The sequence below is a fragment of the Streptomyces collinus Tu 365 genome (genome assembly GCF_000444875.1).
Taxonomy (GTDB): domain Bacteria; phylum Actinomycetota; class Actinomycetes; order Streptomycetales; family Streptomycetaceae; genus Streptomyces; species Streptomyces collinus_A.
Genome location: NC_021985.1, coordinates 3,879,596 through 3,904,250, shown reverse-complemented (window position 1 = coordinate 3,904,250; position 24,655 = coordinate 3,879,596). Strand labels below are relative to the sequence as shown.

At 72.3% G+C, this 24,655-nt stretch carries 23 protein-coding genes; 12 read left to right on the top strand and 11 right to left on the bottom strand.

What is annotated here, in order from left to right; translation table 11 throughout:
• Window positions 1-7: 7 nt before the first annotated feature.
• Together B446_RS16880 and B446_RS16875 are read right to left on the bottom strand one after the other, a co-directional pair.
• Entirely contained in the window at window positions 8-415 is a 408-nt protein-coding gene (locus B446_RS16880; RefSeq protein WP_020940660.1) for a nitroreductase/quinone reductase family protein, read from the bottom strand.
• 174 nt (window positions 416-589) lie between these two features.
• Window positions 590-2,032 carry a CehA/McbA family metallohydrolase gene (locus B446_RS16875; RefSeq protein WP_078614730.1) on the bottom strand — a complete coding sequence of 481 codons (1,443 nt, stop codon included), beginning with the start codon at window positions 2,030-2,032 and terminating at the stop codon, window positions 590-592.
• 45 nt (window positions 2,033-2,077) lie between these two features.
• Here B446_RS16875 and B446_RS16870 point away from each other — a divergent pair, with 45 nt between their 5' ends.
• Genes B446_RS16870 through B446_RS16860 form a run of 3 tightly spaced genes read left to right on the top strand, consistent with a single transcriptional unit; the run spans window position 2,078 to window position 6,183 of the window.
• Window positions 2,078-2,938 (top strand): TIGR03619 family F420-dependent LLM class oxidoreductase, encoded by an 861-nt coding sequence (locus tag B446_RS16870; RefSeq protein WP_020940658.1) that lies wholly within the window; start codon window positions 2,078-2,080, stop codon window positions 2,936-2,938.
• A 24-nt stretch (window positions 2,939-2,962) separates the two neighbouring features.
• A complete protein-coding gene (locus tag B446_RS16865) occupies window positions 2,963-5,548 on the top strand; it encodes a bifunctional FO biosynthesis protein CofGH (protein ID WP_043475789.1) in 2,586 nt (861 codons plus the stop codon).
• 59 nt (window positions 5,549-5,607) lie between these two features.
• Window positions 5,608-6,183: a hypothetical protein gene (locus B446_RS16860; RefSeq protein WP_020940656.1), complete on the top strand. Its 576-nt coding sequence runs from the start codon at window positions 5,608-5,610 to the stop codon at window positions 6,181-6,183.
• On the opposite strand, the gene B446_RS16855 is transcribed toward B446_RS16860, so the two are convergent.
• Entirely contained in the window at window positions 6,176-6,709 is a 534-nt protein-coding gene (locus B446_RS16855; RefSeq protein ID WP_020940655.1) for a DUF2165 domain-containing protein, read from the bottom strand. The genes B446_RS16860 and B446_RS16855 overlap by 8 nt on opposite strands.
• Before the next feature lie 428 nt (window positions 6,710-7,137).
• On the opposite strand from B446_RS16855, the gene B446_RS16850 reads away from it, so the two are divergent.
• The 4 genes from B446_RS16850 to B446_RS16835 all read left to right on the top strand — a co-directional run bounded on the left by B446_RS16850 (window position 7,138) and on the right by B446_RS16835 (window position 9,899).
• A complete protein-coding gene (locus tag B446_RS16850; protein ID WP_020940654.1) occupies window positions 7,138-7,917 on the top strand; it encodes a hypothetical protein in 780 nt (259 codons plus the stop codon).
• A 74-nt stretch (window positions 7,918-7,991) separates the two neighbouring features.
• Window positions 7,992-8,339, top strand: coding sequence for a hypothetical protein (locus tag B446_RS16845; RefSeq protein WP_020940653.1), 348 nt, complete (start codon window positions 7,992-7,994; stop codon window positions 8,337-8,339).
• Window positions 8,336-8,596, top strand: coding sequence for a hypothetical protein (locus tag B446_RS16840; RefSeq protein ID WP_043475786.1), 261 nt, complete (start codon window positions 8,336-8,338; stop codon window positions 8,594-8,596). The genes B446_RS16845 and B446_RS16840 overlap by 4 nt, the downstream gene beginning before the upstream one ends.
• Window positions 8,597-8,783: 187 nt before the next feature.
• The gene (locus B446_RS16835) at window positions 8,784-9,899 is read left to right on the top strand and encodes an ADP-ribosylglycohydrolase family protein (protein WP_020940651.1); all 1,116 of its coding nucleotides are present in this window, start codon (window positions 8,784-8,786) and stop codon (window positions 9,897-9,899) included.
• Window positions 9,900-9,907: 8 nt separating this feature from the next.
• Here the strand turns inward: B446_RS16835 and B446_RS16830 are convergent, their stop codons facing one another.
• Window positions 9,908-11,464: a sodium:solute symporter family protein gene (locus B446_RS16830; protein ID WP_020940650.1), complete on the bottom strand. Its 1,557-nt coding sequence runs from the start codon at window positions 11,462-11,464 to the stop codon at window positions 9,908-9,910.
• Window positions 11,465-11,591: 127 nt separating this feature from the next.
• Window positions 11,592-12,377 carry an SDR family oxidoreductase gene (locus tag B446_RS16825; RefSeq protein WP_020940649.1) on the bottom strand — a complete coding sequence of 262 codons (786 nt, stop codon included), beginning with the start codon at window positions 12,375-12,377 and terminating at the stop codon, window positions 11,592-11,594.
• Between the two features lie 86 nt (window positions 12,378-12,463).
• Here B446_RS16825 and B446_RS16820 point away from each other — a divergent pair, with 86 nt between their 5' ends.
• On the top strand, window positions 12,464-13,309 hold the full coding sequence (locus B446_RS16820; protein ID WP_020940648.1) for a hypothetical protein: 846 nt from the start codon (window positions 12,464-12,466) through the stop codon (window positions 13,307-13,309).
• A gap of 31 nt (window positions 13,310-13,340) precedes the next feature.
• On the opposite strand, the gene B446_RS16815 is transcribed toward B446_RS16820, so the two are convergent.
• Both B446_RS16815 and B446_RS16810 read right to left on the bottom strand, forming a co-directional pair.
• Window positions 13,341-15,374 (bottom strand): integral membrane protein, encoded by a 2,034-nt coding sequence (locus tag B446_RS16815; protein WP_020940647.1) that lies wholly within the window; start codon window positions 15,372-15,374, stop codon window positions 13,341-13,343.
• Between the two features lie 185 nt (window positions 15,375-15,559).
• Entirely contained in the window at window positions 15,560-18,118 is a 2,559-nt protein-coding gene (locus tag B446_RS16810) for a D-alanyl-D-alanine carboxypeptidase (protein ID WP_234967501.1), read from the bottom strand.
• Between the two features lie 166 nt (window positions 18,119-18,284).
• Between B446_RS16810 and B446_RS16805 the strand changes: the two genes are divergently transcribed.
• The 3 genes from B446_RS16805 (at window position 18,285) to B446_RS16795 (ending at window position 20,515) form a co-directional block, all read left to right on the top strand.
• A complete protein-coding gene (locus B446_RS16805) occupies window positions 18,285-19,034 on the top strand; it encodes a GOLPH3/VPS74 family protein (protein WP_020940645.1) in 750 nt (249 codons plus the stop codon).
• 241 nt (window positions 19,035-19,275) lie between these two features.
• The gene (locus B446_RS16800) at window positions 19,276-20,133 is read left to right on the top strand and encodes a helix-turn-helix domain-containing protein (RefSeq protein ID WP_020940644.1); all 858 of its coding nucleotides are present in this window, start codon (window positions 19,276-19,278) and stop codon (window positions 20,131-20,133) included.
• Between the two features lie 190 nt (window positions 20,134-20,323).
• The gene (locus B446_RS16795; protein ID WP_020940643.1) at window positions 20,324-20,515 is read left to right on the top strand and encodes a DUF397 domain-containing protein; all 192 of its coding nucleotides are present in this window, start codon (window positions 20,324-20,326) and stop codon (window positions 20,513-20,515) included.
• A 111-nt stretch (window positions 20,516-20,626) separates the two neighbouring features.
• On the opposite strand, the gene B446_RS16790 is transcribed toward B446_RS16795, so the two are convergent.
• Together B446_RS16790 and B446_RS16785 are read right to left on the bottom strand one after the other, a co-directional pair.
• The gene (locus B446_RS16790; protein WP_020940642.1) at window positions 20,627-21,151 is read right to left on the bottom strand and encodes a glutathione peroxidase; all 525 of its coding nucleotides are present in this window, start codon (window positions 21,149-21,151) and stop codon (window positions 20,627-20,629) included.
• Between the two features lie 31 nt (window positions 21,152-21,182).
• Window positions 21,183-22,088: a slipin family protein gene (locus B446_RS16785; protein WP_020940641.1), complete on the bottom strand. Its 906-nt coding sequence runs from the start codon at window positions 22,086-22,088 to the stop codon at window positions 21,183-21,185.
• A 478-nt stretch (window positions 22,089-22,566) separates the two neighbouring features.
• Here B446_RS16785 and B446_RS16780 point away from each other — a divergent pair, with 478 nt between their 5' ends.
• Entirely contained in the window at window positions 22,567-23,226 is a 660-nt protein-coding gene (locus B446_RS16780; protein ID WP_020940640.1) for a fasciclin domain-containing protein, read from the top strand.
• A 59-nt stretch (window positions 23,227-23,285) separates the two neighbouring features.
• Here B446_RS16780 and B446_RS16775 read toward each other — a convergent pair whose 3' ends face one another.
• Both B446_RS16775 and B446_RS16770 read right to left on the bottom strand, forming a co-directional pair.
• On the bottom strand, window positions 23,286-24,053 hold the full coding sequence (locus B446_RS16775; protein WP_020940639.1) for an anti-sigma factor: 768 nt from the start codon (window positions 24,051-24,053) through the stop codon (window positions 23,286-23,288).
• Window positions 24,050-24,634 carry a sigma-70 family RNA polymerase sigma factor gene (locus tag B446_RS16770; protein ID WP_020940638.1) on the bottom strand — a complete coding sequence of 195 codons (585 nt, stop codon included), beginning with the start codon at window positions 24,632-24,634 and terminating at the stop codon, window positions 24,050-24,052. The genes B446_RS16775 and B446_RS16770 overlap by 4 nt, the downstream gene beginning before the upstream one ends.
• Window positions 24,635-24,655 lie beyond the last annotated feature (21 nt).

Here is a 24,655-nt window from a genome sequence, read left to right as displayed (position 1 = left end):
CCGGTCCTCAGTCCGCCAGGTCCACCCGGACGGTCAGCAGACCGGAGCCGAGGGCCCGGACGACCGCGCTGTTGAAGCGGGGCAGGGTGCGCAACCGGGCCACGGCGTCGTCCTCCGGCAGCAGGTGGGCGGTGCCGTGGTGCCAGCGGCCGCGGAGGCGCACACGGACCCGGGGGTCGGCCTGGATGTTGCGGACGTACTGGGACGTGAACCCGAACTCCGAGACGATCCAGAAGGAGTCCCCGGTCCGGCGTCCGCCCACCGGGGTCCGCCGCGGCTCCCCGGACGTGCGGCCGGTGGTCTCCAGCAGCGTCTGGAACGGCAGCCGCCGGTTGAGCGGGTTGGCGACGAGGCGCTGGAAACGGGTGACGATCCGCTGCTTGGCACCGGGCTGTGTCTGTGGCTGGGGCGACATGTCCGTGACTCTCCTGCTCTCTGCGGCGGCCGGCGCGTGTCAGCCTCCTCGCGATCACGAGCCGGTGCAACAAGAGGAGGAGGGAAAGCGACAACAACGGCGGCGACGGGACCCGGTTCCGTGTTCCTCGTCCACACGATCACGGTCCGCCGACCCCGCCGGGCGCGATCCGGCTCAAGTGCGCCCCAGGAACACCGGGTTGGTGAACGCGGCCAGGGCCCCGGGCAGGGGGCCCGCGGCCGCCTCGTGCCGTACCTCGGCGCGCACGTAGGCCGCGTACGCCGGTGTCGTGCGCCACTCCACCGTGCCCGCGCCCGACACCGGCAGCGGGTCGCCGGTGAACAGCACGCCCTGGTCGGTGACGAGGCGGACGGAGCAGCGCGGGGCGCCGGTGACGTCCAGGCGCACCGTCACCGGGGTGTCGTCGGGCACCGCCAGCCGCTCTCCGGTCCCGGCCCGCCGGCCGTCCGGCCCGGTCACGCCGAAGTCGAGGGTCACCGCCCGGGACTCGGCCACGTACGAGCGGCCCGCGCGCAGGCCGTCCTGGATCGCCTCGCGGGTCAGGTCGTCGGCGAGGACGACCGTCTGGGGCAGGCCGACCGCGTCCGGGTCGCGGTGGGCGTCGCTGTCGCCCATCGCCGGCAGCCACCCCCGCCCCTGCCGCACGGACGCCACGAGCCGGGCGTCCCACGCGGCCAGGGCCACCTCGTCGTCCGGGGTGTACGGCCCGTTCCACACCTCCACCGCGTCCGCCTCGCCGAACCCGAACTTCCAGGCGCACCCGACGCAGGTGGCGTGCGGGTGGGCGGGCACGACCAGGCCCCCGGCCTCGCGCACGCGCCGGGCGAAGCGGCCGAAGCGGCCGTCCCGGGCCCGGTAGCGCCAGTCGACGAAGGTGCCCGGATCGGTCCCGAGGGCCAGCACGTGGCCGTTCCGCGTGGTGATCTCCTCGCCCAGCATGACCAGCAGGTCGTCGCCCGCCGCCGCGGCCCAGTGGGGGTGCGCCGACGTCGTGTTGTGGTCGGAGCTGTTGATGAAGTCCAGCCCGGCCGCACGCGCCAGCGCGGCGATCTCGGCCGGGGTGCGTCGGCCGTCGGAGTGCCAGGAGTGCAGGTGGCAGTCGCCCCGGTACCAGTCACGGCCCCGGCCGCGGGCCCGGCCCGGCGGGTACACCGGTGCGGGGGTCCTGCCGGGGTCCCCCGGCGTGAGCGTGACGGTCACCTCGTACGTCAGCCCCTGCGGCGCGACCGTGTACGGGCCCAGTGCGACGTGCCAGGTCCCGGGCCGTGGCGGGCCGGGCAGGTAGCCGGGCGTGGCGTCGTCCGCCCGGACGAAGAACTCCGTGCGGGCGCCGCCCGACCAGCCCCGGAAGCCCCGGCCGCCCAGCTCGGTGCCGCGCTCGTCGAAGAGCCCGATGTCGAGGGCGTTGCCCGGGGTGCCGGCCGGGACGGCGGGCCGGTCGTAGCGGTAGGAGACGTGCACCTCGGCCGTACCGGGCGGCACGCCGAACGGCAGGTAGACGTAGTCGGGTGAGCCGGGGGGCAGGGTGCCGCGCAACGTCGTCACCCCGCCACCGTAGGCCGCCCCGGCCGCACCGGGAACGCCACGACAGGCCAACCAGTCGGTATCGACTTCTTTGACCGCCCCCGGTACAGATGACCCATGCGGATCGCCGTGACCATCTTCCTCACCGACGAGACGGTGACCCCCACCCGTCTCGCCCGCGAACTGGAACAGCGCGGCTTCGCCGGGCTGTACCTGCCCGAGCACACCCACATCCCGGTCGAGCGCACCACCCCGTACCCGGTCGGCGGCGAGCTGCCGCGCGAGTACGGCCGCACCCTCGACCCCTTCGTCGCCCTCGGCCAGGCCGCGGCCGTCACCGAGCGGCTGGCGCTCGGCACCGGGATCACCCTGGTCGCCCAGCACGACCCGATCGCCCTGGCCAAGCAGATCGCCACCCTCGACCACCTCTCCGGCGGCCGCTTCACCGTCGGGCTCGGCTTCGGCTGGAACGTCGAGGAGGCCGCCGACCACGGCGTCGAGTGGCGCCGCCGCCGGGAACTGGTCCGGGACCGGATGGCCCTGATGCGGGCCCTGTGGTCCGAGGAACCGGTCGGCCACAAGGGCGAGTTCGGCGGGGTGCGGCCCAGCTCGGCCTTCCCCAAGCCGGTCCGCAAGCCGCGCGGACCGGTCGTCGGCCCCCGCACCCTGATCGGCGGGGCGGCCGGGCCGAAGCTCTTCGCGCACATCGCGGAGTACGCCGACGGCTGGCTGCCGATCGGCGGCGGCGGCCTGACCGGGTCCCTGCCCGTGCTGCGCTCCGTGTGGACGGACGCCGGCCGCGACCCGGCCGGCCTCCAGGTGGTCCCGTACGCCGTCCACCCCACCCCCGGCAAACTCGCCCACTACGCCGCCCTGGGCATCGAGGAGACCGTCGTCCAACTCCCGTCGGCCTCCGAGCGGGAGGTGCTGCGCACCCTGGACGGGTACGCGGCCTTCCTGCCATCCACGGCCGGTTGATCAGCCCGAACGTATGCTCAGGGGATGACGACTTCCGCGACCTCCGGAACCGGCCCTACCGAGAACTCCATGCGTCGCGCTCTCAAACGTGCCCGGGACGGCGTCGCCCTCGACGTCACCGAGGCGGCGGTGCTGCTCCAGGCCCGCGGCGAGGCGCTCACCGACCTCACCGCGTCCGCCGCCCGGGTCCGTGACGCCGGCCTGGAGGCGGCGGGCCGGCCCGGTGTCATCACCTACTCGAAGAGCGTCTTCATCCCCCTCACCCGGCTGTGCCGGGACAAGTGCCACTACTGCACCTTCGTCACCGTCCCCGGCAAGCTGCGCCGCGCGGGCCACGGGATGTTCATGTCCCCCGACGAGGTGCTCGACATCGCCCGCAAGGGCGCCGCCCTCGGCTGCAAGGAAGCCCTGATCACCCTCGGGGACAAGCCCGAGGACCGCTGGCCCGAGGCGCGCGAGTGGCTGGACGCGCACGGCTACGACGACACCATCGCCTACGTCCGCGCGATCTCCGTCCGGGTGCTGGAGGAGACGGGCCTGCTGCCCCACCTCAACCCCGGCGTGCTGACCTGGACCGACTTCCAGCGTCTGAAGCCGGTCGCCCCGTCGATGGGCATGATGCTGGAGACGACCGCGACCCGGCTGTGGTCCGAGCCCGGCGGCCCGCACCACGGCTCCCCGGACAAGGAACCCGCCGTACGCCTGCGCGTCCTGGAGGACGCCGGCCGCTCCTCCGTGCCCTTCACCTCCGGCCTGCTGATCGGCATCGGCGAGACCCACGAGGAGCGCGCCGAGTCCCTCTTCGCGCTGCGCAAGGTCTCCCGGGCCCACCACGGCATCCAGGAACTGATCATCCAGAACTTCCGCGCCAAGCCGGACACGGCGATGCGCGGCATGCCCGACGCCGAACTGGACGAGCTGGTCGCGACCGTCGCCGTGGCCCGGCACATCATGGGCCCGGGCGCCTGCCTCCAGGCCCCGCCGAACCTCGTCGACGCCGAGTACGAGCGGCTGATCGGCGCCGGCATCGACGACTGGGGCGGGGTCTCGCCCCTGACCATCGACCACGTCAACCCCGAACGCCCCTGGCCGCAGATCGAGGAGCTGACCGAGCGCTCCCGCGCCGCCGGCTTCGAGCTGCGCGAACGCCTCTGCGTCTACCCGGAGTTCGTGCGCCGCGGCGAACCCTGGCTCGACCCGCGGCTGCGCCCGCACGTGAACGCGCTCGCCGACCCGGAGACGGGACTGGCGCGTCCGGACGCGGTGGTGGAGGGCCGCCCGTGGCAGGAGCCGGAGGAGGCGTTCGAGGCCACCGGCCGCACGGACCTGCACCACACCATCGACACCGTCGGCCGCACCTCCGACCGGCGCGCGGACTTCGACGAGGTGTACGGCGACTGGGACGCGCTGCGCGAGGCGGCGGCCCCCGGCATGGTCCCGGAGCGCATCGACACCGACGTGCGGCAGGCCCTGCGCACGGCGGCCGACGATCCGACCCGGCTCACCGACGCCGAGGCGCTGGCCCTGCTGCACGCGGACGGCCCGGCGCTGGACGCGCTGTGCCGGCTGGCCGACGACGTGCGCAGGTCGGCCGTGGGCGACGACGTGACGTACATCGTCACGCGCAACATCAACTTCACCAACGTCTGCTACACCGGCTGCCGCTTCTGCGCCTTCGCGCAGCGCCGCACGGACGCCGACGCGTACACGCTGTCCCTGGACCAGGTCGCCGACCGCGCCCAGCAGGCGTGGGACGTCGGCGCGGTCGAGGTGTGCATGCAGGGCGGCATCCACCCGGACCTGCCCGGGACGGCGTACTTCGACATCGCGAAGGCGGTCAAGGAGCGCGTCCCGGGCATGCACGTGCACGCCTTCTCGCCGATGGAGGTGGTGAACGGCGCGACCCGGACCGGTCTGTCGGTCCGGGAGTGGCTCACGGCCGCCAAGGAGGCCGGCCTGGACAGCATCCCGGGGACGGCGGCGGAGATCCTCGACGACGAGGTCCGCTGGGTGCTGACCAAGGGCAAGCTGCCGGCGGCGACCTGGATCGAGGTCGTCACCACGGCCCACGAGCTGGGCATCCGCTCCTCGTCCACGATGATGTACGGCCACGTGGACCAGCCCCGCCACTGGCTCGGCCACCTGCGCACGCTGGCCGGGATCCAGCAGCGCACCGGCGGCTTCACGGAGTTCGTGACGCTGCCCTTCATCCACACCAACGCCCCGGTGTACCTGGCCGGCATCGCCCGCCCGGGGCCCTCGGTCCGGGACAACCGCGCGGTGACGGCGATGGCCCGGCTGCTGCTGCACCCGCACATCCCCAACATCCAGACGAGCTGGGTCAAACTGGGCGCCGAGGGCGCGGCGGAGATGCTCCGCTCCGGGGCGAACGACCTGGGCGGCACGCTGATGGAGGAGACGATCTCCCGCATGGCGGGCTCCTCGTACGGCTCGTACAAGTCGGTGAGGGACCTGGTGGCGGTGGCCGAGGCGGCCGGCCGGCCGGCGCGGCCGCGCACCACGCTGTACGGCGAGGTGCCCGAGGAGCGGCGGCGGGCCGCCGAGGCGTCCGACGGGCACCTGCCCGACCTGCTGCCCGTCCTGGACTGAGTACGATGATCCGACCCCAGCTCCGAATGGGGGACCCGTAGCGGAGGAGATGCGTACCGGTGCCTGCCCGACTGCTGCCCTCGTGGGCCTGGGTCTCCGGCCTGACGGTGGGGGCGACCGCTGCCGTCGTCGCCCTCGCCCTGCAGGCATCCCACGGGCCGCATCCCACCGCGTCGGCCCGGCCCGGCCCGTCGGCGTCGGCGGCGCCGTCGCCGGGTGCGCACCGGCCCGCGTCGGACAAGCCGTCCGGGCCCCCGGCGCTGCCCGACGCCTCGGGCAGCGGCCGCCGGATCGTCTACTCCCTCGGCGAGAAGCGGGTGTGGCTGGTCGACGCGACCGGCAAGGCGTCCCGCACCTTCACGGTCTGGCCGGGCACGGTGGACCCGCGGCCCGGCGGCTACTCGGTCATCAAGCGCACCCAGTCCCTCACCGGCTCGGACGGTGTCCAGATCGAGCACGTGATGTACATCACCCGGACGTCCGGTGTGAACGTGGCCTTCTCCAACGCCCTCGACGGCGCCTCCCCGCCCCCGGCGAACGGCCAGAAGCTGGGCGGCATCCGCGCGAACAAGGCGGACGGGTCCGCGCTGTGGGGCTTCGGCGACCTGAACACCAAGGTGGTCGTGGTCAAGTAGCCTCGCGCCGGCCGCCCGGGAGCTGGTTGACGATCAGCGCCACCCCGCTGAGCAGGAACACCCGGGTCGCGGCGTCCAGCCCGTTCCAGGTCTTCGACTGCCACATGGCGAACCACTCCCCGCCGATGGCGATGAACCCGGCCCCGAACAGCAGCACCAGCATCAGCAGCCCGTACGTCGAGAAGCGCCGGGCCCGCGCGAAGTCGCGCCGGGCCCAGAGCCAGGTCCCCCACACCAGGACGAGGGCCGCGACCGTCTCCCACACGATGATGGCGACGTAGGCGGTGTCCTCCAGCGCGGTGCTCGTGACGGCCCGCCACATCAGGTTGTCGTCCTTGAAGGTGGTGTCCATCGCGAGCACGTGCCGCACGAACTGCTGGTTGGTCCCGAAGTCGGTGATGTTCCCGAGCGCGACCAGGGCGATGTAGAGCCCCAGTATCCCGGTGAGCACACCGGCGGCCAGCGGCAGCGCCGTACCGGAGGTGCGGCTGGTGGAGGTGGTGGCTGTGGTGGGGGTGGTGGTCATGGCTGGATTCTCCCCGCCGCACCCCGCCTCCGGCGGTGCGCATTGCGCCAGAATCCCGCCGCGTTCACGCCGACTTGGTGGCCCGCACCCGGCGTCACCGGGTCCCGCGCGACCACGACCCGGCGGACGGGGCCGCACCGCCCGCCGCCCGCCGACCGGCGGCCACCGGCGTCCGCGCCCGCACCGGGACCCGGCGGATCGCGACCCGGTGACGCCCGACGCCAAAGACCAAAGGACCGGGGAAAGAACCGAACCCACCCCCGCCGCCCCCGGCTGTCACCCGCCGGAGTGAATATGCCCAACGCAACTGGCGCGGCGAGGCAGTTGTGGTGCAACGTCAGCCGCGACAACCGCAGACATGAATCGGCCCCCGGCGGGACTGGCATCCCGTGCGAGGGCCTGATCACCAAGGAAGAAGCACCTTCCCCGTGACTGAGAAGCAGCGTAACGCGCCCACGCGCCCGAAGACCGGGCATTCCTCCGGCGTCACCCACGTGAACGAGCCCCATCACGACAACTTCACCGTGATCGGCAACCACTTGGCGCAGCACCCGGAGCTGTCGCTGACCGCGATCGGCCTGGCCACGCACATCCAGTCGCTGCCCGAGGGCTCCTCGATCGGCATCAAGGCACTGGCGGCGAAGTTCCGCGAGGGCGAGATCCGGATCGCGGCGGCGCTGCGCGAACTGGAGGAGCACGGCTACCTCTCACGCACCAAGGAGCGTCTTCAATCGGGCCGAGTGACGACCCGGACGACCTCCTTCAACAAGCCGCGTCTCGCGATCACCGCGGCCGCCCCGCCCGTACCGGACAAGACCGACGGGCCCGCGCCGGCGCCGCACCGCTCGGCCGCGACCGACCTGCTGGCCGGCCTCCGCGCCCACGACTCCCGCCTGCTCCTCACCGACCGGGACGTCCTGCGCCTGGCACCGGCCGTCTCCGAGTGGCTGGAACGGGGCGTGCCGCCCACGGCCGTGGTGCGCACCCTGACGTCCGACCTGCCCCAGGACCCGATCAAGCACCCGGCGGCCCTCCTGCGACACCGCCTGACCACCCAGCTCCCGCCTCACCTCCCCACGGCCCCGCCGCCACCGGCGCAACCCCGCCCGGCCCCCCTCCAGACCTGCGACGGCTGCGAACGAGCCTTCCGCTCCCCCCACCCGGGCCACTGCCGAGACTGCCGCCCGGCACCTGCGACCGCGGCGTGAAGTCCACGGCGCCTGCATACCACCGAGTCCGCGGGTACCGTACGAGGACCGAGCCACCCGTACCGGAGGTCACCGTGAGCGCCCAGACCGACGGCCCGTACGGCCCGCTGATCCCCATGCCCGAGCTGACGCCTGACGGCCTGCGGGTGGCTGTCGCGCGAATCGCTCCGAGCCGGGTACCGGCCCTCACGCAGCATCTCTTCGAAGCGACGACCCATGCCCAGCAGACTCAGAGCCTCGCGCCGTTGCGGGCCTTCGTGCACTCCTGGGCCGTCTTCGTCGCCATCGAACGGCACCCGGAACGCGCGGCCCGCCTACGTGAACTGGAGGGCATCGTGGATGCGGGGGAGCAGGACCCGACGGCGGCCGTCGCGGAGATCCGCATGATCCGCGAGGCGGCAGAGGCGGAGGCCGGACTGTGACGGACTGGGCTTGGGACTACAACCCGAGTGCCGAGTACGTCACGGGAGGGCTGCCACCAGGAGTAGTGGCCGAGGTGGAGCGCCTCGCCGCGGAATTGGCCGCTCTCGGCCGTGACGCCATCAAGGTGGGTCGGCCCCTCGACCGTGAGGGCGGACTGCGCGAGTTCGACATCCTCGCCGGACGCGGCTTCATCAGCTTCCTCGCGGTACCCCGCCACGAGTGCGTCTACGTCTGCAACGTCACCTGGTACGGCTGACCCGTCCCGACGCGCACCGCTGTCCTCACCTCGAAGAGGGGTGGGCCGGTCCCGAGACGGAGACGAAGCGCTCCCAGCTGTACCGGAATGACCCGGTGGAGCCGATTCGCCCTCGTGAACCGGATGTCCCCGGTCGATTACAGTGCTGGGCGTCGTACGTACGGACGGTTGCCGTGAGGAGGTCGGGGTGGACGCCACGTCCGGTCCCGTCTGGGGCCGCGCCGAGCAGCAGGACTTCCGCAGCCGGGTGCGCGGCACGCTGCTCGGGGTGGCCGTCGGGGACGCGCTCGGCGGGCCCGCCGACGCGCTCGCCCTGGACGAGATCCGCTCCGCCTACGGGCCGGAGGGGCTGCTCGACCTGGCCTTCGGGTCCGGCCGGCGCGGTACGGTCACGCACCACACCCAGCTCACCCTGTTCTCCGTGGACGGGCTGATCCGCGCCCAGGTGCGCCGCGACACCGGCGCCTGGCACCCGCCGACCGATCTGCACCGCGCCTACCTGCGGTGGGCGGCCACCCAGCGCGACTGGGGACCCGACGAGCGCCGCGAGGACGACGGCTGGCTGGCGCGGGAGGAGTGGCTGTACGTCCGCCGCGAGCCGACCCGGCCGCTGCTCATCGGGTTCGGCGACGAGACCATGGGCACCCTGGAGAGCCCGAAGAACCCCGGCGAGCTGGGCCCCGAGGCGGTCGCCCGGTCGGCGCCCTTCGGCCTTCTGGTCGGCTGGGAGCCCCAACTCGTCATCCAGCTCGCGGTCGAGTGCGCCGCCCAGAGCCACGGGCACCCCATCGCCTACCTCTCGGCCGGCGCGTACGCCGTCATCGTGCACGCCCTGGCCTGCGGCGACAGCCTGGACGGCGCCGTGCAGCGCGCCCTCGCCCTGCTCGCCGCCCGCCCCGGCCACCAGCCGGTCTCCGACGCCCTCCAGCACGCGCTCGGCGCGGTTCGCCAGGGCCTGCCGGGACCGGCCCGGGTGGAGGAGCTGGCCGGCGACGGCACCGCGGACGGGCTGCTCGCCGCCTCCGTGTACTGCGCCCTGGTCGGCGAGGACGTACGGCACGGCCTGTGCCTCGCGGTGAACCAGGGCGGCCCCTCGGCCGCCGCGGGCGCGCTGACCGGGGGCCTGCTCGGCGCCCTGCACGGCGAGACGGCCCTCCCGCCGGCCTGGCTGGCCGAACTGGAGGGCCGCCCCACGCTCCTCGAACTCGCCGACGACTTCGCGATGGAGATGACCCAGGGCCCCGCGCTGCACGGCCCGGCCGGCTCGTCCCCGGGCTGGCTGGCCCGCTACCCGCGGGCCTGAACCGCGCCTCAGGGCGCCCCGACCACGTCGTCCCCGGCCGCCGCGGGCACCGGTACCGCCGCCGCGTCGCCGTCCGAGTTGACCCGCTCGATGATCGCCAGGCGCTCGGGGGTGTCCTCCGGCTTCAGGTGACCGATCAGCACGTACAGCACCAGGGAGACCGCCAGCGGGATCGACACCTGGTACTGGAGCGGGACCCCGCCGTCGACGTTCCAGTTGATCGGGTAGTTGACCAGCCAGAAGGCGAGCAGACCGGCCGCCCAGCTGGTGAGCGCCGCCGTCGGCCCCGAGCGGCGGAACGGGCGCAGCAGGCCCAGCATCATCGGGATGGCGATGGGGCCCATGAGACCGGCCACCCACTTGATGACGACCGTGATGATGTCCTTGAACGCGGGGGAGTCGACCTGGGTCGCCACCGCCATCGACAGACCGAGGAAGACGACCGTGGTCACACGGGCCGCGACCAGGCCCGAACGCTCGCCCCACGCCCGCGCCCGCGAGGACAGCACCGGCGCCACGTCCCGGGTGAACACCGCGGCGATCGCGTTGGCGTCGGAGGAGCACATGGCCATCGTGTGCGAGAAGAAGCCGACGATCACCAGGCCCAGCAGGCCGTGCGGCAGGAGCTGTTCGGTCATCAGGGCGTAGGAGTCCGAGCCGTCCGGCTTCTGCGCGTGGACGAGGAGCGGGGACATCCACATGGGGAAGAAGAGGACCACCGGCCACACCAGCCACAGCACCGACGACAGCCGCGCCGAGCGCTCGGCCTCGTGCGGGCTGCCCGTCGCCATGTAGCGCTGGGCCTGGTTCAGCATGCCGCCGTTGTACTCGAACAGCTTGATGAACAGGAACGCGAGGAGGAAGACCGTGCCGTAGGGGCCGACCAGGGGCTTGCCGTGGCCGTGCAGCGCCGGCTCGTCCCAGGCGCCGAGAAAGCCGATGTGCTTGTCGCTCAGCTTCATCACGACCGCGACGAACATCGAGACGCCCGCCAGCAACTGGATGACGAACTGGCCCAGTTCGGTCAGCGCGTCCGCCCACAGACCGCCGATGGTGCAGTACACGGCGGTGATCGCACCGGTGATCAGGATGCCCTGGTCGAGCGACACACCGGTGAACACCGACAACAGGGTGGAGATCGCCGCCCACTTGGCGCCGACGTCCACGATCTTCAGCAGCATGCCCGACCACGCGAGCGCCTGCTGCGTCTGCAGGTTGTAGCGGTTCTTCAGGTACTCCAGCGGGGAGGCCACGTGGAGCCGGGACCGCAACCGGTTGATGCGGGGCGCGAACAGCTTGGAGCCGATGGCGATGCCGAGCGCGATCGGGAAGGACCAGGTGATGAAGGAGGTGACGCCGTAGGTGTAGGCGATCCCCGCGTACCCGGTGAACATCACCGCGCTGTAGCCCGACATGTGGTGCGAGATGCCGGAGAGCCACCAGGGCATCTTGCCGCCGGCCGTGAAGAAGTCGCTGACGTTGTCCACGCGCTTGTGCGACCAGACGCCGATCGCGACCATCACTCCGAAGTAGCCGATGAGCACGGCCCAGTCGAGACTGTTCATGTGCCCGATCGTGGGTGCGGCTACGTGAACACGACAAGCAAGCTACAGGTCAAGGCGAGGTAAAATCGTTCGGGGGAATGACCTTTGTTCATATAGCTGAACAGTCGGCTGGGGCCGGCTTCAGCGGTCAGTGCATCAGCTCACCCGCGTTGACCAGCAACGACTGGCCCGTGATGGCCCGCGCCCGGTCCGACGCCAGGAACGCCACCGCGTCGGCCACGTCCCCGTCCGTCGCCAGCTCCGGCAGCGCCATCCGCTCCGTCAGCCGGCCCAGCACCTCCGCCTCCGGCACCCTCTCGCTCTGCGCGGCGAACCGGACGTAGGCCTGCACCGGCGGCCCCCACATCCAGCCCGGCAGCACCGTGTTCACCCGGATCCGGTACGGCCCCAGCTCCCGCGCCAGCGAGTACATCGCGCTGGTCAGCGCGCCCTTCGAGGCGGCGTACGCGGCCTGCTTCACCTGCGTGGGCGCGGCCACCGCCGACTGCGTCCCGATGAACACCACCGCACCGCCGCCCTCCTTCAGCCCCGGAAGGCACGCCCGGGTCATCCGCAGCGTCCCCAGCAGGTTCACGTCGATGACCGAACGCCAGGTCGCGAAGTCCGCGTCCTCGACCCCGCCGAAGTACGAGTCCCAGGCCGCCACGTGCACCACGGCGTGCAGCCCGCCGAAACGCTCCCGGGCCAGCGCGGCCAGCGCCGCGCACTGCCCCTCGTCCGTGATGTCGGTCGCCCGGTACGCCGTGCGCGCGCCCTCCGGGTCGATCCCGGCCGCGCTCTTGGCCAGGTTCTCCTCGGTGCGCGCCCCCAGCACCGCGTTCCCGCCGTCCCGTACGACGGCGGCGGCGACCTGGTGGCCGAGTCCGGCCCCGACCCCCGAGACGACCACGGTCTTGCCCGCGAGCAGTGCCATCGCGACCTCCAGCGTCCTGACTCTGGCGCATCATCTGACGGAGCGTCAGAGTATGGGCGAGCACCGGAGGACGGAAGGGGAGCGCCATGACGGAGGAGACCGGCACCCGCAGCGAGACCTACGCCGAACTGGCCGCCGTGGGCCCGTACGGCGTCCACCCCGGCCACGCCCTGATCACCATGGTCGAGCCGCACCCCGGCCACGAGTACGCCTACAACCGCTGGTACGAGGACGACCACTACTACGCCGGCGCCATGGCCATGCCCTGGATGTACGCCGGCCGCCGCTGGGTCGCCACCCGCGACCTCCAGCTCCTGCGCTACCCGGAGAAGTCGGCCGTCGCCCAGCCCGTCACCGCCGGCTGCTACCTCTCCACGTACTGGATCACCGACGGCCGCTACGACGACCACATGCGGTGGACCGTGGCCATCAACAAGCGCCTCAACCGCGACGCCCGCGTCCACCAGGCCCGCACCCACGTCTTCACGGCCTTCCAGGACCACGAGGCCACGGTCTACCGGGACGGCGCGGCCGGCCCCCGCGACTTCCACGCCCTCGACCACCCCTACGCCGGCCTGGTGCTACAGGTGATCGACGCCGAATCGGCCGGGCGGACCGAGCTGGCGGAGTGGCTGCGCACCCGCCACCTGCCCCGCCGCCTCGCGGGCTCCCCGGCCGCCCTGGTGACCGTCTTCCGGCCCACGCCCCTGCCCGGCGACCGCATGACCTACGTCAAGCAGGTCGAGGGCGTCGACACCCGGCTGACCCTGCTGTGGTTCCTGGAGAGCGACCCGCGCGCGTGCTGGGAGCGGCACTTCACGGGCCTGGACGAGCAGGTGGCACGGGCCGGTCTCGGCCGGGTCGAACTGGTGGCGCCGTTCGTCCCGACGGTCCCGGGCACGGACCGCTACGTGGCCGAGCTCCGCGACTGACCGACCTCGCGGGGGCACCGCCCCCGGAGGGTCACTTCAGCTCGTCGGGGCAGGGCGTCCCGCGGGGGAGCTGGTAGGGGGCCGCCAGGTGGTACGTCCCGGCGCGCGGGGCGATCAGCATCGTCCACCTGTCGCCCTTGGCGTCCTCCGGGGTCTCCCGCAGGCACCCGTTGACGTTGTCGTACGTCTTCGGCGCGCCGTCGGCCCGGTGCCTGGACTCCTCGGTCTCCTGCGGCGGCTTCAGGCTCTTGCCCCGGGCGTCGACGACGCTCAGCCACGGCGAGTACGGGATCTTGATCAGGATTCGTCCCGGCCTGCGCACCTCCAGCGTCATCTCGCCCTGCTCGGCCCGGTCCACCACCGCGTTCGGCTCGGCGAGCGGCGCCGGGTCGGTCACCTTGAACAGCTGCCAGTTGGCGTCGCCCCAGATCTGCCGCAGGTACGGCATCCCGCGCCGGAGCAGCGCGCGCTCGCGCACCCCGCCGTCCCCGTCCGGGTTGTCCTTCGGCAGCACCACGAAGTGCACCGCCCAGCGCTGCAGCCACTCGTGGTAGTTCGCCGAGTTGAGCGTGTCGTCGTAGAAGAGCGGGTTGCGCTCCATGTCGGCCTGCCGGTTCCAGCCGCGGGCCAGGTTGACGTAGGGCGCGAGCGCCGAGGCCTCGCGGTGCGAGCGGGCCGGGACCACCTCGACCCGGCCCTTCTCGGCGCCGACGTTCTGGAGCTGGTTGACCAGCGGGGCCAGTTCCCGGGCCCAGGAGGCGGCCGGGGTCGTGTGCATGATGTCGTCGACCGTCTTGAAACCCAGCCAGCCGAGCATCCCCAGGCACGCCAGCACGGTCGCGTACCACTTGCGCGAGCGCGGCACCGTGAACGGCAGGGCCGCGACCAGCGTCGCACCCGCGAACAGCATCGGCAGCCGCGATATGTTCGAGCCGATCTGCGAGCTGATCAGCCACACCAGGACGACACCGAGGCTGTAGACGGCGGCCGTCAGCCGTACCGTCCTCCACTCCTTCGGCACCAGGAACAGGCACAGCAGGCCGTACAGCAGGGGCAGTATCACCGAGCCGATGGTCATCGGCTGGGTGCCGGAGAACGGGAACAGCAGCGCCGAGACGGCGACCACCGCCGTCGGCGCGAGCCCCAGCGCCCAGGCGCCCGGCCGCCGCTTCTGCAGGAACAGCGCGGCGGCGACCAGACCCACGAACAGCCCCGCGACCGGCGAGGCCATCGTGGCGAGCGCCGCCAGCGGGGCGGCGACCAGCGCCTTCGCCCACCGTTTGTACCGCCACCGGTAGGGCCAGCAGAAGACGGCGGCGACCGCGCCGAGCGCGAACAGGGTGCCGAGACCGAAGGTCACCCGGCCCGACACCGCGTTGCAGATCAGCGCGAAGACCCCGGCGAGCGACGCCCACAGCGGGTTGCGCACGGCCCGGCTGCGGATCAGGATCAGCGTCAGCAGGGCCGCGGAGCCCGTGCCGGCGATCATCATCGTCGTACGGACGCCGAGGACCGACATCAGGTACGGCGACACCACGCTGTACGAGACCGGGTGCATACCGCCGTACCAGGCGAGGTTGTACGCCGAGTCAGGGTGCCGTCCGACGAACTCCGCCCAGGCGTCCTGCGCCGCGAGGTCGCCACCGGAATTCGCGAACGTGAAGAACCAGATGATGTGCAGGGCGCCCGCGAGGACCGTGAAGGACAGCACCGGGTGCAGCAGGAACCGCTGCCGCACGGGCTCCGCGGCGGCGAGGAGACGGCCGAGCAGGCCGGGGCGCTCCGGGGTGGGGTGGCCGGCGCGACTGGCCTCGTGGCCGCCGCCGTGGTCGCGCGAGTGGTCGCCGCCCCGGTCGCCCGCGTGGTCGTCGGTCCGGCCGCCCGCGTGGTCGTGCGCGTGGCCGTCCGTGTGGTCGTGCGCCTGGTCGTCCGCATGAGAAGTCGCGCGGCCGGCCGGGCGGTCCTCGTGATGACCGTCCGTGTCAGCCGCGGACAGGCGTATTCGCGGGCCCGACCCCGGGTCCGGGTCGGCGTCGTCGGCGCGTGTCGGCTCGGTTGTGGCCACCTGAAGGCACTCCCCGTGTCCCGTCTTCTGTTCTCGGCCGTGTCCCTCGGTGATCCCGGCCGCTTCCCGTCCAGTTCGCGGCCCCGTCCCGTGACCGGCGAGCTGCCCCGTTTCGTGACGCTAGCACGCACCCCGCCGCGGGGCTCCGTCGGCGGGGTGCGGTACTGCCGGAGAGGGACCCGGGGTCAGCCGAGGCGGGTGAGCTTGTCCGCGAAGCCGGGTTCGGCCAGGTCCGCCTTCAGGGCCACCGGCACCTTCACCGCGCCGACCCCGCCGTCACCCACGGTGAGCGTGCCCACCTTGGTGCCGGCCTTCGCCGTGTGCGGCACGGTGTCGGCGGCGAAGGACAGCTTCACCTTCAGCCCGGCCCAGCCCGCCGCCGTCACGTCCTTCGTGGCCACGACCGGGGTACGGCCGCCGAGGCCGTCGTCGACGTACCCGACGACATCGCCCTTCTTCAGGATCGTCGCCGACTTCAGCGCGCCCTGCCCGGCCCGGATGAGCTTGTCGCCCGCGTCCAGGACCCCGCTGATGATGGTGTTGTCGGAACCACCCGCGGGCTGGCGCATCGCGGCCCCGATGATGGTCCGCGTCTCGCCGCCGACCTGCTGCTTCGCCGCGAAGACGAGGTTGCCGAGGGCGGACGTGGTCGTGCCGGTCTTGATGCCGACGACGTTGTTGTAGCCGACCAGCCGGTTGTAGTTGTTGTGCTTGACGCCCTTGTAGTCGACGTACGACATCATCGCCGCGACCTCGCGGAAGGCGGGCCTCTCCATCGCCTTCTTGGCCAGCTTGACCTGGTCCACGGCCGTGCTGACCGTCGAGTCCGTCAGACCCGAGGGGTCGGTGTACGTGGTGTTGGTCATGCCGAGGCCCTTGGCGGCGGCGTTCATCTTCGTCACGAACGCCTTCTCCGACCCCGCGTCCCAGCGGGCCAGGAGCCGGGCCACGTTGTTGGCGGAGGGCAGGAGGATGGCCTCCAGGGCCTCGCGCTCGGAGATCCGGTCGCCGGCCTTGACGGGCACGGTGGACTCCTGGCCGGCGTCCGACTGCTGCTCGGCGGGCTTGTCGATCGTGATCTTGGGTCCGGCCTCGCCGCTCCTGAGCGGGTGGTCGCGCAGGACGAGGTACGCGGTCATCACCTTCGCGAGGCTGGCGATCGGGACGGGCTTCTGGGTCCCGGAGGAGCCGAAGGAGCCGATGCCCTGGACGTCGAGCGCGGCCTGCCCCTGGGACGGCCAGGGGATGTCGGCCTTGCCGCCGGCGAAGGTGTAGCTGTCCTTCGCGGTGAGGCCGAGGGTCGGCTGCGGGAGTGGCCGGAACTCCTGCACCACCGCGAGGACGATCACCAGCAGGATGACCAGCGGGGTCCAGATCTTGACCCGGCGCACGATGGTGCGGACCGGGGTCTCCGGCGGCGGGGGCGTGTTCGTCAGTTCGGCCAGCAGGTCGAGCGGCGGCTTGGGCGGGAGCGGCTGCTGGGTGGTGCGCTCCGGGCCCACCTGGGGCACGGCGGTCGTCACGTCGGGCTTCAGCGCGACGAACTTGCTGGTGCGCTCGGCCTCCGGGGTGGCGGGCCGGGGCTTGGAGCCGAGCTTCAGCATGGTCGTCGGCTGGTCGACCGCGGGCTTCTTCGGGCTCAGGGCCTTGAGAGCGGTGGTCGGCTGGTCGACGACCTTCGCCCGCGGCGCCTCGGGGGCGTCCTCCCCGTCGCTGTCCTTCCCGTCCTCCCCGTCCTGGCCGGGCCGCGGGGCGGAGTCCGGGTCGGACCCGGGGGCGGGCTTCGCGCCGGACTTCGACGCCGGCTCGGCGTCCTCCGGCTCGGACCCGGGCTCGGCGTCCTCCGGCTCGGCGTCCTCCGGCTTGGCGTCCTCCGGCTCGGACTCGGACTTCGAGTCCTCCGGCTTGGCGTCCTCCGGCTCCGGGCGGGGCCCGGGCTCCGGCTTCGCGTCCTGCGGTGCGTCGGCTTCCGCGGCGGCGTCCGGAGCGGCGTCGGCCTCCTCGTCCGCGGGCGCGTCGTCGTCCTGGTCCTCGCTCGCGGCCGGGGCCGTGTCCTCGCCGTCCGACGACTCGTTGTCGTTGTCGTCGTCGGAGCCGTTCGCCGGGCTCGTCTTCGCGTTCGCGTTCGCGTCGGTGCCGGCTTCGGCGTCCACGTGGTCGTCAGCGGCGGCGGCGGTCGCGTCCGTGCCGTCGGCCGGCTCTCTCCCGGCCTTCCCCGCCGGTTCCTTCTCGGGCTCGGTCTCCTCCATGCCCTCGGCGTCCGCCGACTCGCCCTCGGCCACGGCCCCTTCGGGCTTCTCGGGCTTCTTTGCAGTCGCGTCGGCGCCGGACCCGGGCTTCTTCGCGTCCCCGGCCGAGCGGACCCACGCCGAGACGGCCTCGCGGAGGTCGGCGTCCCCGTCCTCGGCGGCGGCCTCGTGCTCGGCCTCGGGCTCGGTGGAAGCGTCATCCTCGGCGGAGCCGGCGGCCGGCTTCGAGGACGTGCCGGACTCGGGGGAGTTGGCGGAGTCCGGGGCCCCGGAGGCGGCCGCGGCCTTCACGTCCCGGACCGAGAGAACCTTCGTCGCGGTGTCCTTCGTGCCGCTCGAGGAATCCTTTTCGCGGGACACCGTGAGCCGCGGATCGCGAGCCCCGGGAACCGAACCCGCGCTCCCCGACGTCGGTTCCACCGACGACTCCTGCTGCTTCGACCTGTCGGGGGACTCGCCCGCCACCGATGCCTCCTCCATGCGCCGCACGCGCATGCGCGCGCCCTGTCCGAACCATGTACCAGTGTCCTGTGTGAGGGCCTGGCCCCTGCGGTAGACGAGAACGACATACCTACCGGTTCCCTCACGAACCGGTCACGCACCCTCGACAGATGAATGTGAGAGGGGTCACCCTGTCATTCATCCACGCGGGGAGGCATGGATGGGCAGGAGCCGCAGAACAATTCCGGAGGAGCTTCTGTTGCTCGCACTGGACCCGGCCACGGGTACCACTGCGCAGCCGCAGTCGCTCGACCTCGGTCTGGCCGGAGCACAGCTAGTGGAGCTGGCGCTGGCCGGACGGATAGCCCCAGACGGGGATCGTATCGCCGTGGTGGTGCCACGGCCGACAGGAGATCCGACTCTGGACTGCGCGTTGGAGTTGCTGCGAAGGCGCGGCGCTCCGGTACGGGCCGTCCACTGGATCGGCGGGCCACGACTGGGGCTTCGCCAGACGTACCTGTCGCATCTGGAGCGGTGCGGCATGGTCGCCGCCGTACCGGGTCAGATGTGCGGGGTGTTGCCGACGACGCGGTACCAGGCGACCGACACCACCATCAGCAGGGAGATCCGGTCCCGGCTGGACACCGCGATCCGCACCGGCGTGCCGCCGGACCCGCGGACCGCGGCGCTCGCCGCCCTGGCGCACGCCGTCGGGCTCGGCAAGCACCTGTATCCGGGGAACGAGGGGCGCTCCTCACGTTCCCGGCTGCGGGACCTGATCCGGCACGACCCCATGGGCGGGCTGGTCGCGCACGCCGTGATGGACGTGCAGAACGGCGCCGCGGCCCAGCCGCGCCGCGGTCCGGCCGCACCCGGCCGCCCGGCGGGGCCCGGAGCGCGGCCCGAACCCGCGCGCGGCGTTCCGATGCAGCCGCGCCACGGGTCCATGGCACGCGCCGTGGCCCACTGAGCCGCACCCCAGTCCCCGAAGCCCGTTACGGGAGCCGCTGGTCCGGGCGGGGTGGTGAGACCTCCGAGGTCCCACCACCCCGCCCGGTCGCGTCCGGGTTACGCGGTTCCGTGCCCGAACTGACGCGTACGCGCCGCATATCCACTGTTTGCCAGCGGTAGAAAGCACCTTGGTGGCAATCTGCTCAGCAGCAGATACGGAAAGTGCCAGGTACAGGCAGTCAGCCGGAGGTGCGCGTCACGTGGCGTCCAATGTCAATCCCACCGTCAGGCGACGCCGCCTGGGCCAGGAGCTGCGCAGGCTCCGTGAGCTCAAGGGCATGACCGCCGAAGAGGTGGCGGAGCGGCTGCTGGTGTCGCAGTCGAAGATCAGCCGGCTGGAGAACGGCCGCAGGAGCATCAGCCAGCGCGACGTGCGGGACCTGTGCGGGGTGTACGAGGTCGAGGACCAGCGGATCGTCGACTCGCTGATGGAGATGGCCCGGGACTCGCGGCAGCAGGGCTGGTGGCACACGTTCGGGGACATCCCGTACAGCGTGTACATCGGTCTGGAGACGGACGCCGAGTCGCTGCGGGTGTACGAACCCCAGTTGGTGACGGGCCTGCTGCAGACCCGCGCCTACGCGGAGGCCCTGGTGCAGGGCGCGTTGCCGGAGACCTCTACGGCCGAGATCGAGAAGCGCGTCCAGGTGCGCATGCGCCGACAGGAACGTATCACCGCCGAGGCCAACCCCCTCAGGCTGTGGGTGGTGCTCGACGAGGCGGCGCTGCGCCGGGTCGTGGGCAACAAGCTGGTGATGCGCGAGCAGTTGGAGCACCTCATCGAGATGTCCCACCTGCCGCACGTCACCGTGCAGGTGCTGCCCTTCGAGGTGGGCGCCCATCCGGGGCTCAACGGCCAGTACGCGATCCTGGAGTTCACCGACGCGGCCGACTCCAGCGTGGTCTACCTGGAGGGCGTCACCAGCGACCTCTACCTGGAGAAGGCGCTGGACGTGCAGAAGTACGCCGTGATGTACGAGCATCTGCGGGCACAGTCCCTCAATGTGGAGCAATCCCGGCAATGCATCTCTGATGTGGCGAAAACCTACGCCGACTGACCCCTGGTCCACGGGAAGCGCCGGATCGTACACGGTGGTCCACTCAAGTGGAAGGCTCATCTGGAATATGCCATCCGCTTGAGTGAACGACTACTCCGGCAGGGGCGGTTGCCCGGTAGCGTCGATCACGCCAATCGGTCGACAAGGTTGGCGTGAACCGCACCACCAGCAACTCGCAACAGGAGTGGACATGGCACTGATTCAGGGCGCTTCGGAGACGTGGATGAAGTCTTCTTATTCCGCGGGCAACGGCGCCTGCGTCGAGGTCAAGTCGCCCACCACCGCGGAACTCGCCGTGCGCGACTCCAAGGTCCACGAGGGTCCCGTCCTGGCCTTCCCCGCCGACGCGTGGAACGCCTTCGTGGCCTCGGTCAAGGCGTAGGGGGGCCTTCTCTGACCCTCGCCGGCAGGCACGCACGACGACAACTGCACAAGCACCACCCCGGAGCCCTCTCGACCAGTCGCCGTCCTTGCCGAGAGGGCTCGGGCATGCCTAGCCGCGCGGGGCCGGCTGGGCCAGCTGCGCCTCGATGGCCGCGACGACCTCGGCGGACTCGGGCTCGGTCTGCGGGGAGAAGCGGGCGACGACCTGTCCGTCCCGGCCGATCAGGAACTTCTCGAAGTTCCAGCGGATGTCCCCGCTGTGGCCCTCGGCGTCGGCGAAGCCCACCAGACGCTCGTACAGCGCGTGCCGGCCCTCCCCGTTCACCTCGACCTTCTCGGTCAGCGGGAAGGACACCCCGTACGTCGCCGAGCAGAACTCGGCGATCTCCTCGGCGGTGCCGGGCTCCTGCCCGAGGAACTGGTTGCAGGGCACGCCGAGCACGGTGAAGCCCTGCTCGGCGTAGCGCTCCTGCAGCCGCTCCAGGCCCGTGTACTGCGGGGTCAGGCCGCACTTGGAGGCCACGTTCACGATGAGCACGGTCTTGCCGGCGTAGTCCGGCAGACCGGCGGAGCCGCCGCGCAGGGCGCCGATCTCGACGTCCAGCGCGGAGCCGTTGTGGTCAGTAGTGGTCATGAGCGGATGCTAGCCCGGCCCGCTCGCGCGGCTACGGCAGCTCGGCACTCTCCTGGGCCTGCTGGGCCTGCTGGGCCTGCTGGGCCTCCTGGGCCTCCTGGGCCGGCTGGGGCTCCGAGGGCTGCCGAGCCGGCTGGGACGGCTGCGGCGGCACACTCTTCGTGAGGTCGGCGCCGATGTGCTGCGCGGCCCGGTCGAAGTACCGCAGCAGCTCGACCGGGAACGGCATCACGAGCGTGGAGTTCTTCTCGGCCGCGACCTCCACGACGGTCTGGAGCAGACGCAGCTGCATCGCCTCGGGGGTGTCGGACATGATCCGCGAGGCGTTGGCGAGCTGCTGCGCCGCCTGGAACTCACCGTCGGCGGTGATGACCCGGGCCCGCCGCTCCCGCTCGGCCTCGGCCTGCCGGGACATCGACCGCTTCAGCGACTCGGGCAGCTGTACGTCCTTGATCTCGACGCGGTCGATGTGGATGCCCCACGCGGCGGCCGGGCTGTCGATCATCAGGGCCAGCCCCTCGTGCAGCCGCTCCCGGTCGGTCAGCAGATCGTCCAGGTCGCTCTTGCCGATGATCGAGCGCAGCGAGGACTGGGCGACCTGGCCGACGGCGAAGACGTAGTCCTGCACCTCGATGGCGGCCCGCAGCGGGTCGGTCACCCGGAAGTAGACGACCGCGTCGACCTTCACCGACACGTTGTCCTTGGTGATGCCCTCCTGCGTGGGCACCGGCATGGTGACGACCTGCACGTTCACCTTGCGCATCCGGTCGGCGAACGGGATGAGGAAGGTGATCCCGGGCTGCCGGTGGCTCGGCAGGGCCTTGCCCCACCGGAACACCACCCCGCGCTCCACCTGGTTGACGACCCGCATGCCGCTCTTCAGCACGAGCAGCAGGAACACGGCCACGACCACCACTGCGACGACGGTGCCTTCCATGGCACTCCATTCTCCGACGCGACTTACGCCCTGTCCCGACCAGACGGTCCGGACACCGGGGAGGACACCGCGGCGGGAGCCGCCGGATGCGGCGGAAGCGTCAGGGAAACGTAAAGAAACAGACGGGGCGTCGGTCCGCGAGGGCGGCCGGCCCCGGGCGGACACGCGAGACGAACACGAAATACGCCGCCGGGAGCGGGGCCGGATTGGCCCCGGACCGTGTTTCACCTGATCAGGGCAACCCACCCATCCGGCCCGGCCGCGGCACCGGATTCCCCGCGTGACGGACGAGGAGAAGGACTCGCGGGCGGAGCGGCGGCCGCCGCGCGCCGCCGTCCGCCCCGAGGCCGGCCCGGTCGCCGGACCATCGGCGACCCACCAACCCGACTACCGACCGACCCCGACACCCCTACAACTCGACACCCCCGACGCCCCCGACACCCCAACGACACCCCAACACCCCCTCAGGAGAACCGTGATGAACGCCCGTGCCCGTCGTCTGGCCGTCGCCCTCGCCGCCACCGCGGTGCTGCCCCTGGCCCTGAGCGCCTGTTCCGACTCCAAGGGCGGTGACTCCGGCAAGCCGGACTCGTCGAGCCCCGCGTCGGCCTCGCGCGGCGGCGGCGACATGGGCGGCTCGGCCGGCGACACCACCGCCGTGGACCAGCCGTTCGGCTCCGCCTGCTCCGCCGTCCCGAAGAACGGCGCGGGCTCCTTCGACGGCATGGCCAAGGACCCGGTGGCCACGGCCGCCTCGCACAACCCCGCGCTGTCCACGCTCGTGGCCGCGGTGAAGAAGGCCGGTTTGGTCGACACGCTCAACAACGCCCAGGACATCACCGTGTTCGCCCCCACCGACGACGCCTTCAAGAAGATCCCGAAGGCGACCCTGGACAAGGTCCTCGCCGACAAGGCCACGCTGACGAAGATCCTCACCTACCACGTCGTCGGCAAGAAGCTGACGCCGAAGGACCTGGAGCACGGCTCCTTCGCCACGCTGGAGAAGTCGAAGCTGACCACCGCCGGTTCGGGCGAGTCCTACACCGTCGACGACTCCGCGAAGGTCGTCTGCGGCGACGTCAAGACGGCCAACGCCAACGTGTACATCGTCGACACCGTGCTGATGCCCAAGAGCTGACCCGACGAAGGGGCCCGGCCCGCGACCACCTCGGTCGCGCGCCGGGCCCCTTCGTGTGTTCAGCTCACGTGTGAGGGGCGTGCGGGAACGGACAGCAGGCCGAGCGGCTTCGTGGTCGGCTGCCGTGACCCCCCGGCCGGCTCCACGGTGACGCCGACCCCGGAGGCGCCGTCCACCCGCCCCCGCATCAGCACCGTCTGCCCGGCCCGGCCGGTGCCCAGCAGACCGGCCGGCCGCATCCGGCCGCCGTCGGCGAACCACAGCTGGTAGACCTTGCCCTCGGGCGGTGCCGCCATGCCCGAGGCCACGAACACGGCCCGGTCCCGGCCCGCGGAGACCACCAGGGTGCCGGTGCCCCCCGCCATCCGCGCCGACCTCGTCGCCGCGTCCGGCGCCCCCAGCACCCCGGCCACCTGGTCCGCGTGCCGCTCCGCGAGCGCCGCCTGCTGCCGCGCGTCCTGGGCACGTTCGTACTGCCACACCGCCGTGCCGCCGAACACCGCAGCCGCGGCCACGCAGGCGGCCAGCGCCCACCGGGCCGGGCCACGCCCCCGCGGTACGGAACGCCGGGCCTGCGCCGGGGCCGCCTTGCCCGGGGCCACCTGGCGGACCCCGGTGACGCGGCGCAGCACCTCCCCGCGCAGCGCGGCGCGGACGGGCTCGGAGGCCGCCGAGGCGAGCCGGGCGGCCGTCGCGGTGAACTCCGCGACCTCCACCGCGCAGGACTCGCAGCCGGACAGGTGGCGTTCGAAGTCGGTGCGCTCGTCGTCGGGCAGCGCGTGCAGCGCGTAGGCACCCGTCAGCAGGTGCGGATCGGCCGTGCTCACGCGGTCACCCCCAGGCAGTCCCGCAGCCGGATGAGCCCGTCCCGCAGCCGGGTCTTCACCGTGCCCAGCGGCAGCGCCAGCGCCTCGGCGACCTGCCGGTAGGTCAGGCCGCGGTAGTAGGCCAGCGTGACCGACTGCCGCTGCAGCTCGGTGAGGGTCCGCAGACAGCGCCGCACCTGCTCCTGCTCCAGCCGGATCTCGACCTGTTCGGTCACCTGGTCGTACTCGGGCGTCCGGGCCAGCAGCGCGGCCTTGCTGTCGCGGGCGGCGGCCGCCTCCACCGACCGGACCCGGTCCACCGCCCGCCGGTGGGCGAGGGTCAGGATCCAGTTGATCGCCGTACCGCGGTCGGGCCGGTAGCGCGGCGCGGTGCGCCACACCTCCACCAGGACGTCCTGTGCCACCTCCTCCGACTGCGCCTGGTCGCGCAGTACCGCCCGGACGACGCCGAGCACCGAGCCGGCCACCGCGTCGTACACCGCGGCGAACGCCTCCTGGTCGCCGAGGGCCACCTCGCGCACCAGTTGTTGCAGGTCCGGCTTGGACGCCGGGTTCGTGCCGATGTGGACGGCTTCCTTCACCAGAGATCTCCCCAGGGTGCG